Below are 11,334 nucleotides of genomic sequence, written 5' to 3' on the forward strand. Positions count from 1 at the left end.
CCGTGACTCGTCCATTTTCAGGGGGTTCCAACATGACGTCGCTCTTGCAACGCTACAACGTGGGCCGCCGCCTCGGCGGCGCGTTCGGCCTATTGATCCTGCTGTCCTGCCTGCTGGTCGCGGCCGGCCTGCTGTCCATGTCGCGGGCGCGGAACGAGCTGGACCGCATCGTCAAGATCAACGTCGAGAAGATCCGCATCAGCAACGGCATGCTGGACGACAACGCCAACATCCTGGTCGCGCTCGGCACCTTGGCAACGGTGAGCAGCGAACAGCTCAACCGGGAAGCACTGGAAGAAATCAAGCAACATCGCGCGCACTACATGGAGATGCGCAGGCAACTCGATGCGTTTCCGGCCACCAGCGAACGCATCCGCACGCTGCGCGCGCAGATCGATGCGCAACGGGCGGTCGCAGGCAAGCTCAACGATCAGGTGATTGCGCTAGGCACGGCCAATCGCAACGACGAAGCGCAAGCCCTATTGAACGAAAAGGCGCGACCGGCCACCGCCGCCTGGCAGGCCAAGATTCGGGAAAACGCCGATATCCAGGACGCGCAGATGAAGAAGGCCTATGCCACGGCCACCGAGGCGATGACCGATGGCCGCAACATGCTGCTCGGCGGCGGCCTGGCCGTGCTGATCGTCAGTGGCCTGCTGGCCTGGACCATCACCCGCAGCCTGACCGGACCGCTGAACCAGGCCACCCGCGCCGCCGAAGCCATTGCCGATGGACGCCTGGACAACGACGTGGCCACCGAGGCACGCGACGAACCCGGCCGCCTGCTGCTGGCCATGGACCGCATGCAGACCCAGTTGCAGCGCTTCTCCAGCGAAACCGCGCTGATGATCGAACTGCATGCCGACAAGGACGTGACCCACCGCATGCCGCAGGACTTCCCCGGCGTGTACGGCGAGCTGAGCAAGGGCATCAACACCATGATGTTCGAGCATCTGGACGCCATCGTCGACGCCATCGGCGTGCTCAACGAATACGCCAACGGCGACCTGCGCCGCGACGCCCGGCGCCTGCCCGGTAGCCGCGCGGTGCTGCACGAGTCGATGGATGCGGCCAAGGCCAGCCTGTTGGCGATCAACACCGAGATCAAGCGTCTGGCCGCGGCCGCCGCCGCCGGCGACTTCAGCGCCCGCGGCGATGCTGCGCACTTCCAGCACGATTTCCGGCTGATGGTGCAGGACCTCAACGCGATGATGGAGGTCAGCGACCACAACCTGGGCAAGCTGTCGGCCTTGCTGCAGTCCATCGCCGCCGGCGACCTCACCGCGCGCATGGAAGGCGAGTTCCACGGCGTGTTCGCCACCATGCGCGACGACGCCAACGCCACCGTCGAACAACTGACCGGCATCGTCGGTCGCATCCAGACCGCGGCGGTCAGCATCAACGCGGCCTCGACCGAGATCGCCGCCGGCAACGACGACCTGTCGCGCCGCACCGAGCAGCAGGCGGCGAGCCTGGAAGAGACCGCTGCGTCGATGGAGGAGCTGACCTCCACCGTGAAGCAGAATGCCGAGCACGCGCGCCAGGCCAACCAGTTGGCAGCAGGTGCCGCCTCGGTGGCCTCGCAAGGCGGCAGCGTGGTCGGCCAGGTGGTCGAAACCATGAGCGGCATCGAGGCCTCGTCGAAGAAGATCGCCGACATCATCGGCGTGATCGACGGCATCGCCTTCCAGACCAACATCCTGGCACTCAACGCGGCGGTGGAAGCGGCGCGCGCCGGCGACCAGGGTCGCGGCTTCGCGGTGGTCGCCAGCGAGGTGCGGACCCTGGCCCAGCGTTCCTCGAATGCGGCCAGGGAGATCAAGAGCCTGATCGACGACTCGGTGGACCAGGTGGCCAATGGCTCGACCCTGGTACGCCAGGCCGGCGAGACCATGGCCGAGATCGTGGCCTCGGTACAGCGCGTCACCGACATCATGGGCGAGATCTCGGCGGCCTCGCAGGAGCAGGCGTCGGGGATCGAGCAGGTCAACCAGACCGTCACCCAGATGGACGAGACCACCCAGCAGAATGCCGCCCTGGTGGAAGAGGCCACCGCCGCCGCGCGCTCGATGGAGGAACAGGCCACGCAGTTGCAGGACGCGGTGGCCGTGTTCAAGTTGGATACCCTGCCGGCGATCGCATCGATCGCGGTCGCGTCGACGGCCCGCCCCGCCCCACGCAGCGTGCCGTCTGCGCCGCCACGCAAGCCGCGGCCGGCGCCGCAGTCCGTTGCGCTTGCCCAGGCGGCCAGCAGCGACTGGCAGGAGTTCTGAGTCCTCGCCCCAGTCGCGTCGATGCGCGGCCGTGCACTGCACGGCCGCTCGATAGGCGATGCCGCGATGTCGGTGCGCGGCAGCCAGGCTGGCTGGCTGGCGCCCGCATCGTCTCCATCGACGCGGCGTACGGCAACCACTGCCGGCACGACCGCACTGAGGCGCTCAAGAATCTCCTGCGCCTGTCGATACCAAATCGAGCGCACGCTTTTTGTCTACACCGGTGCGTGCCGACAGGGCCTGGGGAGGTCCGTCGGCGCTTCAGAGGGATCGCTCGGTGCATGCGCCGATCGCTGAAGTCGCAAAACCGAACGGGGAAACCGCAGCCCTGACGACTGTTCCTTTTCGCGCCTGCCTTCGGCACGCGCGCAGCTTCGACTTGCCGTTCCTTGGTCCGTTTCGTCAGCTTGCCTACACCCGGGATCTCCGGCGCGCCACAACACGCGTCGTTCCTTCATTCGTACACGGGGGCCCATCATGCACGCGGTCTTGCGACACCGAAGACGCATCCACCGAGTGATCGACCGACAGCATCGGCGATTGCAGGCGGAACTCGGGCATGCCAACGCCATGGTCACCGTCGCGAGTGCGGCGCTTTCGCACGACCCGCCTGTCGCGTCGCCAGTCATCACGCCATGTGACTGTCGCCGCCCCCAGCGCAGGCCGTCCGCGACTGCCCGTGTCAACCGCCGACGTCGCATTCCTGCGCGCCGAGCAGCCTTTTCGCCCCTTGGAGATGTGAAATGACCCGCCTTCTGCAACGCTACAACGTCGGTGTCCGCCTGTCGGCGGCCTTCGGCGTGCTGATTCTTCTTTCGGTGGTCCTGGTGATCATCGGGCTGTCCGGCATGGCCGAGGCGCGCAAGCACCTGGACATGATCGTGCTGGACCGCATGGCGAAGATCGAATTCAGCAACCAGATGCTCGACGCCAACTCCTCCGTGCTGGTTGCGCTGAGCACCTATACCACCTCCACCAACGCGACGATGCGGCAAGAGGCGCTGGAGACCTTCAATCGGCAGCGCGAGCGCTACGCCGAGGCCCGCGCCAAGATCGACAAGCTGTCCAGCACCGCCGGCGGCCGCGTCATCCGCGCCGACATGGACGCCAAGCGCGCCGCTGCGAAACAGATCAACGACGCCATCGTCGCGCTGGGCGAAAAGGGCGAGAATGCCCAGGCGCTGGAGATGCTCAATCGCGAAGCGCTGCCGGCAACCCTGGCGTGGCAGAGCAAGATCCGCGAGTTCGCCGATCGGCAGAAGTCGCAGGCTGCCGAAGGCTATCAAGCGGCGCTGGACGCGATGCACCGTGGCCGCATGCTGCTGATCGGCGGTACCGTGCTGGCCCTGGTGCTCAGCGCCTTGCTGGCGCTGACCATCACCCGCAGCCTGACCACACCGCTGGGCCTGGCCACCCGCACCGCCGAGGCCATCGCCAATGGCGACATGCACAATGCCGTGCGCACCGAGGCCCGCGACGAAACCGGCCGCCTATTGAACGCCATGGGCCGCATGCAGCAGCAGTTGCAGGCCGTGCTGGCCGCACAGGCCGACATGGCCCAGCGCCACGACGCCGGCCAGATCAGCTACCGCATGGACGAAACCGTGTTCCCGGGCGACTACGGCCGCATGGTCCGCGACAGCAATGCGCTGGCCGCCGCGCACATCGCGGTGACCGAGCGCCTGGCGCAGATCATGGGCCGCTATGCCATCGGCGACCTGTCCGAGAACATGGACCGTCTGCCAGGCGAGAAAGCCCGCCTCACCGAGACGATGGACACGGTCAAGCACAACCTGACCGCGATGAACAGCGAGATCAACCATCTGGCTGGCGCCGCTGCCGCGGGCGACTTCAGCGTGCGTGGCGATACCGAGCGCTTCCAGTACGACTTCCGCCTGATGGTCGACAGCCTCAACCAGTTGATGGCCACCGCCGACGGCAACCTGCAGGCGCTGTCGTCCCTGCTGCAGTCGATCGCTGCCGGCGACCTGACCGTGCGCATGCACGGCGACTTCCAGGGCGTGTTCGCGACCATGCGCGACGATGCCAATGCCACCACCGAGCAGTTGGCCGCCATCGTCGCGCGCATCCAGACCGCCGCGGTCAGCATCAATGCCGCCGCCAGCGAGATCGCCACCGGCAACGACGATCTGTCGCGCCGCACCGAGCAGCAAGCCGCCAGCCTCGAAGAAACCGCTGCGTCGATGGAAGAGCTGACCTCCACGGTCAAGCAGAACGCCGAACACGCCCGCCAGGCCAACCAGCTTGCGACCGGCGCCGCCTCGGTCGCCTCGCAGGGTGGCACTGTGGTCGGCCAGGTGGTCGAGACCATGAGTGGCATCGAGGCCTCCTCGCGCAAGATCGCCGACATCATCTCGGTGATCGACGGCATCGCCTTCCAGACCAACATCCTGGCCTTGAACGCGGCAGTGGAAGCGGCGCGTGCCGGCGAGCAGGGCCGTGGCTTCGCCGTGGTCGCCAGCGAAGTGCGTACCCTCGCCCAGCGCTCGTCGAATGCGGCCAAGGAGATCAAGGACCTGATCGACGACTCGGTCGGCCGCGTCGCCACCGGGTCGGCACTGGTCGACCAGGCCGGCAAGACCATGCACGAGATCGTGGCCTCGGTGCAGCGTGTCACCGACATCATGGGCGAGATCTCCGCCGCCTCGCAGGAACAGTCGGCCGGCATCGAGCAGGTCAACCAGACCGTCATGCAGATGGACGAAGCCACCCAGCAGAACGCCGCCCTGGTGGAAGAAGCCACCGCCGCCGCGCGGTCGATGGAGGATCAGGCCGGCCAGCTGAGCCAGGCCGTGGCCCTGTTCAAGATCGACCAGCAGGCGCCGACGGCACCGCGCAGCGCCGCACCGCCGGCCGCGCTCGCCACCGCCAGCGTCAAGCGACCGGCCAAGGCACCGGTCAAACCCCTCGCACAGGGCGCGCGCACCGCACCCAAGCGTGCCGTTGTCGCCGTCGCCGCCAATACCGACTGGCAAGAGTTCTGATCGGCCGGGTGGCCACGCCGACAGCGGCGTGGCCACCGTATCGTCTCGTCGCACCTTCTTTGCGCTTTTGCAGCTCGGCGTTCTTCTTCGCAGAACGTCCCGATGTCTGCCGACGTCGCAGGCACATGCCCTGCACTCCAGTGTTCAAGCCTGGATCATGCTGAAAAGCGCCCAAGCGTCATCACTCAACGGCAAGCGATCCTTGCACCGGCATGGCGCATCGGCCGCAATGCGTCAAACACCCGCAGCGTCCCGCAAAGAACCCGCCAACTGCTTCGGGGAAGACGCTTCCGGCGCTTCTCCGCCAGTGGCAAGCGCTTCCTCGTCCCGCCGATGTCCCCACCAGCCTGTTCCGAGCATCCGCGTTCCGCACCCCGGCTGCCGACCGAATCGACGGCCCGGGCGCTGTACGCCTGCCCGTCCTGGACCGGGACATGCGGCTCGCGCAATCCACCTCTGCCTGGCATGCCAGCCGATCTCGGTGTGCGCCGCTCAATCTGCGCGCCAAAAAGATCAAGTTTTGTGATTCGTTGCCGATAAACGCAAACCAAAGTCGCATTCACGTTACGTATGGCACATGACCACCCGCCAATACATGCCCCTCCCCATCTCACCTGACCTGAGGAAAGACATGACTATGCCCCGCCCCCATCGCACCAGCAGTGTCGTCACGCGCCTGATGATTGGTGTGTCTGCAATCGCGGCCCTGTGCTTCGGCATTACCGCGCTCCTGATCTATGCAAAAAGCAGCCAGGCGTTGTTGACCTCGGCCAAGGCCGGCATGACCAACGCCGCCTACCTGGAAGCCAAGCGCATCGCAGGCGACATGAACACCGCGTTTTCCGCCAATCAGGCATTGGCGAACGCCATGCTGGTACAGCGCACCCAGGACGGCAATGCGCGCGCGAACGCCAGCGAGATCATGCGCAGGGAACTGCAGCAACATCCCGATTGGACCGCCATGGGAACCATGTGGGAACCGCAGGCATTCGATGGAAAGGACACGCAGTACGCGGGCAGCGAGGGGCATGACGCCAGCGGCCGTTACATGGTCTATTGGGCCTGGCAAGGCGACAAGCTGATCCGCCAGCCACAGCTCGACTACGCCACGCCGGGCGCTGGCGACTGGTACCTGCGTCCGAGCAAGGAGCGCAGGCAGGCGCTGATCGAGCCGTATTACTACGATATCGGCGGCAGCAAGGTCCTCATTACGACATTGAGCACCCCGGTGATCGAGAACGGCAAGCTGCTTGCGGTGATGAATACCGACATCGGCCTCGCCAAGTTGCAGGAACGCCTGTCGAAATTGCACCCGCTCGGCGTCGGACACGTACGGCTACTTTCGCCTGGCGGCGCGATCATCGCCGACCGCGACCCTGCACTGGTCGGCAAGAGGCTCGATGACGCCGCGAGCCATGCCTTGCTCGCCCAGATCGCCAAGGGCGAGACCGTCGACCGCGAGACCGTCGATGCGAAGACCGGCGATACCGATGTCGAGATTTACGTGCCCTTGCAGATCGGCCAGGCGCAGGAGCATTTCGCACTGGGTGTCGCGGTGCCGAAGGCGGTGTTGATGGCGCAGGCGCGCAACCTGCTGTGGACCATCGCCGCGGTCGGCCTGTGCGCGGCGCTGCTGCTCAGCGGCGGCCTTTATCTGCTGCTGCGCCGGCTGGTGGTCAAGCCGTTGGCCAGCGCGGTGGAGGTCTCCAGCGCAGTGGCCGCCGGCCGCCTGGACAGCCGCATCCAATACGCGCGCAACGACGAGCTGGGGCAATTGCTGGGATCGCTGCAGCGCATGCAGCAGCAGCTGCGCGCGGTGCTCGACGCACAGAAGGAGATGGCCCAGCGCCACGATGCCGGCGAGATCAGCTACCGCATGGACGAGAGCAGCTTCCCCGGCGACTACGGGCGCATGGTCCACGACAGCAACGCGCTGGTCGCCTCGCATATCGCGGTGACCGAGCGTCTGGCGCAGATCATGGGCCGCTATGCCATCGGCGACCTGTCCGAGGATATGGATCGGCTGCCCGGCGAAAAGGCGGTGCTCACCGAAACCATGGACACGGTCAAGCGCAACCTGACCGCGATGAACAGCGAGATCAAGCACCTGGCCGTCGCCGCCGCGGCGGGCGACTTCAGCGTGCGTGGCGACGCCGAACGCTTCCAGTACGACTTCCGCCTGATGGTCGAGAGCCTCAACCAGCTGATGGCCACCGCCGACGGCAACCTGCAGGCGCTGTCGTCCCTGCTGCAGTCGATCGCCGCCGGCGACCTGACCGTGCGCATGCAAGGCGACTTCCATGGCGTGTTCGCGACCATGCGCGACGATGCCAACGCCACCACCGAACAACTGGCGGCCATCGTCGCGCGCATCCAGACTGCCGCGGTCAGCATCAACGCCGCCGCCAGCGAGATCGCCACCGGCAACGACGATCTGTCGCGCCGCACCGAGCAGCAGGCGGCCAGCCTGGAAGAAACCGCCGCGTCGATGGAAGAGCTGACCTCCACGGTCAAGCAGAACGCCGAACACGCCCGCCAGGCCAACCAACTCGCCACCGGCGCCGCGTCGGTCGCCTCGCAGGGTGGCACGGTGGTCGGCCAGGTGGTCGAGACCATGAGCGGCATCGAGGCCTCCTCGCGCAAGATCGCCGACATCATCAGCGTCATCGACGGCATCGCGTTCCAGACCAACATCCTGGCGCTCAACGCGGCGGTGGAAGCGGCGCGTGCCGGCGAGCAGGGCCGCGGCTTCGCCGTGGTGGCCAGCGAAGTGCGCACCCTCGCCCAACGCTCGTCGAATGCGGCCAAGGAGATCAAGGACCTGATCGACGACTCGGTCGGCCGCGTCGCCACCGGGTCGGCGCTGGTCGATCAGGCCGGCAAGACCATGCACGAGATCGTCGCCTCGGTGCAGCGCGTCACCGACATCATGGGCGAGATCTCCGCCGCCTCGCAGGAACAGTCGGCCGGCATCGAGCAGGTCAACCAGACCGTGATGCAGATGGACGAGGCCACCCAGCAGAACGCTGCCCTGGTGGAAGAAGCCACCGCCGCCGCGCGTTCGATGGAAGACCAGGCCGGCCAGCTGAGCCAGGCCGTGGCCCTGTTCAAGATCGACCAGCAGGCACCGACGGCACCGCGCCGCGCCGCGCCGCGCCGCCAGCCGCGCTCGCCAGCGTCGGCGCCAAGCGACCGGCCAAGATGCCTGCACCACCAGCGGTCGCACGCCGGCCGGTGGCCGTTGCTGCAGCCAAGACCACAGACTTGGTTGCGGGCGGTGGCGACTGGCAGGAGTTCTGATCGCGCTTCACCGCGCATCCCACTGACACGGGTAACGAAGCCCGGGGGCGCCAGCTCCCGGGCTCTTTTTTTGAGTCATTCCACACGGCTGGAGGCGAATCGACGGGCGTGGCGCCCGGAAAAGCGCGACGCCTATCCCTGTCGGAGTGAAGCCAACGTGAAGCGAATCTAAATCCGCACCATCCCGCCTTAAAGAACAGAGTGCGCACGCCGATACGGGGGTAGCGCACACAAATTGTCTACAAATTTGAACAAGAGTTGCCACAAAACAACCAAAGCAAGACAAGCCAAATCGTAAAGGAAGTCTAAATCGTCAATGCCTATTGAAAAGACAAGAACTATCAACTGAGCTTTTCGACTTGCAACAGAAACAGATAGGGCACCGCCCAGCGCCTCCGCGGACATCGACTCAGGCAAGGGGGTACGCCATCCCCAACGCTTCACCTTTCCACCAGGACTCCGACGATGACGCTCAAGAATCTCAGTCTCTCCGCCAGGCTCGCGCTCAGCTTTGCCGTAATCGTGCTGATCACGGTGGTCATCGGCTCGATCAGCCTGAGCAGCCTGTCTTCGCTCAACAGCGCCGCCGACATGAACGACCATACCTACAAGGTGATGGCCACCGGCGACATGATGGAAATCGATGCCCTCAACGTCGAGACCGGCTCGCGTGGCTATCTGCTGGCGGGCGAGCAGCAGCATCTGCAACCGTTCACCACGGGCGTCGCCGAATTCGAAAAGAACTTCGCCGAGGCCAAGCGCCTGACCGCGGACAATCCACGCCAGCAGGCGCGGCTGGAGAAGGTGCACGCGGCGTTCGATGACCTGGTCGGCATCGAGAAGCAGATCATCGCGCTGCGCGCCCAATCCGACGACCCGGCAAAGATCACCGCGGCGTTCAGCCAGGCCCGCGATCGCAAGGCGATGCAGGAGATCCGCGGCCTGCTCGGCGACTTCAGCAACGAGGAGCGCGGCCTGCTGGCCAAGCGCACCGAGACCCTGACCGCCGTGCGCGCGCAGAACAAGTGGGCGGTCCTGCTGGGCAACCTGCTGGTGATCGTGGCCGCGGTCGGCATGGCGATCGTGATCCGCCGCCAGTTGCTCAAGCGCCTCGGCACCGCGATCGGCGTGGCCGACGCCATCGCCCGCGGCAAGCTCGACAATGCGATCGACCTGCGCAGCAAGGACGAGGCCGGCGTGCTGCTGCTGAGCATGGACAAGATGCAGAGCCAGTTGCAGGCGGTGCTCGCCGCGCAGGCGGAGATGGCCCAGCGCCATGACGCCGGCCAGATCAGCTACCGCATGGACGAAACCGTGTTCCCGGGCGACTACGGGCGCATGGTCCGCGACAGCAACGCGCTGGCCGCCTCGCATATCGCGGTCAAGATGCGCCTGGCGCAGATCATGGGCCGTTACGCGATCGGCGACCTGTCCGAGGACATGGACCGCCTGCCCGGCGAAAAGGCCGTGCTCACCGAAACCATGGACACGGTCAAGCACAACCTGACCGCGATGAACAGCGAGATCAAGCACCTGGCCGGTGCGGCGGCCGCCGGCGACTTCAGCGTGCGTGGCGATACCGAGCGCTTCCAGTACGACTTCCGCCTGATGGTCGAGAGCCTCAACCAGTTGATGGCCACCGCCGACGGCAACCTGCAGGCGTTGTCGGCACTGCTGCAGTCCATCGCCGCCGGCGACCTGACCGCGCGCATGCACGGCCAGTTCCAGGGCGTGTTCGCGACCATGCGCGACGATGCCAACGCCACCGCCGAACAGCTCGCGGCGATCGTCGCGCGGATCCAGACCGCGGCGGTCAGCATCAACGGCGCCGCCAGCGAGATCGCCGCCGGCAACGACGATCTGTCGCGCCGGACCGAACAACAGGCCGCCAGCCTCGAAGAAACCGCCGCGTCGATGGAGGAACTGACCTCCACCGTCAAGCAGAACGCCGAGCACGCCCGCCAGGCCAACCAGCTCGCCACCGGTGCAGCCACGGTTGCCTCGCAGGGCGGCGCGGTGGTCGGCCAGGTGGTCGAGACCATGAGCGGGATCGAGGCGTCCTCGAAGAAGATCGCCGACATCATCAGCGTCATCGACGGCATCGCCTTCCAGACCAACATTCTTGCCTTGAATGCGGCGGTGGAAGCGGCGCGTGCCGGCGAACAGGGCCGTGGCTTCGCCGTGGTCGCCAGCGAGGTGCGTACCCTCGCCCAGCGCTCGGCCAACGCCGCCAAGGAGATCAAGGGCCTGATCGACGACTCGGTCGGCCGTGTCGCCCAGGGTTCGGCGCTGGTCGACCAGGCGGGCAAGACCATGCAGGAGATCGTGACCTCGGTGCAGCGCGTGACCGACATCATGGGCGAGATCGCCGCCGCCTCGCAGGAGCAGTCGGCCGGTATCGAGCAGGTCAACCAGACCGTCACCCAGATGGACGAGACCACCCAGCAGAACGCCGCGCTGGTGGAGGAAGCCACCGCCGCCGCACGTTCGATGGAAGAACAGGCCGGCCAGCTGAGCCAGGCCGTGGCGGTGTTCAAGATCGAGGCGAGCAGCGCCCCGCTCGGCCATCCGGCTGTCCCCAGCGCACCGAGCCGCCCGGCCGCCCGGTCGGCGGCCAAGCCGGTGGCCAAGCCCGCCGCCCGTCCGGTCCGGCAATCGGCCCGGCCGGTCGCGGTCGCGGCAGGCGACGACAGCTGGCAGGAGTTCTGAGCACGCGCCGTCGCCGCCGGTCCGCGTCGACGGCCCCGGGAGCGATC

At 66.6% G+C, this 11,334-nt stretch carries 4 protein-coding genes; all 4 read left to right on the forward strand.

Translation table 11 applies throughout. The features are described 5' to 3' along the window. Positions 1-32 precede the first annotated feature (32 nt). Entirely contained in the window at positions 33-2,273 is a 2,241-nt protein-coding gene (locus RAB70_RS14240) for a methyl-accepting chemotaxis protein (RefSeq protein ID WP_148827702.1), read from the forward strand. 743 nt (positions 2,274-3,016) lie between these two features. Next, positions 3,017-5,278, forward strand: a complete 2,262-nt coding sequence (locus tag RAB70_RS14245) for a methyl-accepting chemotaxis protein (protein WP_148827703.1) — start codon at positions 3,017-3,019, stop codon at positions 5,276-5,278. A 679-nt stretch (positions 5,279-5,957) separates the two neighbouring features. Next, a complete protein-coding gene (locus RAB70_RS14250; protein WP_225851527.1) occupies positions 5,958-8,750 on the forward strand; it encodes a methyl-accepting chemotaxis protein in 2,793 nt (930 codons plus the stop codon). Positions 8,751-9,043: 293 nt separating this feature from the next. After that, positions 9,044-11,287, forward strand: a complete 2,244-nt coding sequence (locus tag RAB70_RS14255; protein WP_148827705.1) for a methyl-accepting chemotaxis protein — start codon at positions 9,044-9,046, stop codon at positions 11,285-11,287. Positions 11,288-11,334: the final 47 nt, after the last annotated feature.

This window comes from Xanthomonas sontii (assembly GCF_040529055.1).
Taxonomy (GTDB): domain Bacteria; phylum Pseudomonadota; class Gammaproteobacteria; order Xanthomonadales; family Xanthomonadaceae; genus Xanthomonas_A; species Xanthomonas_A sontii.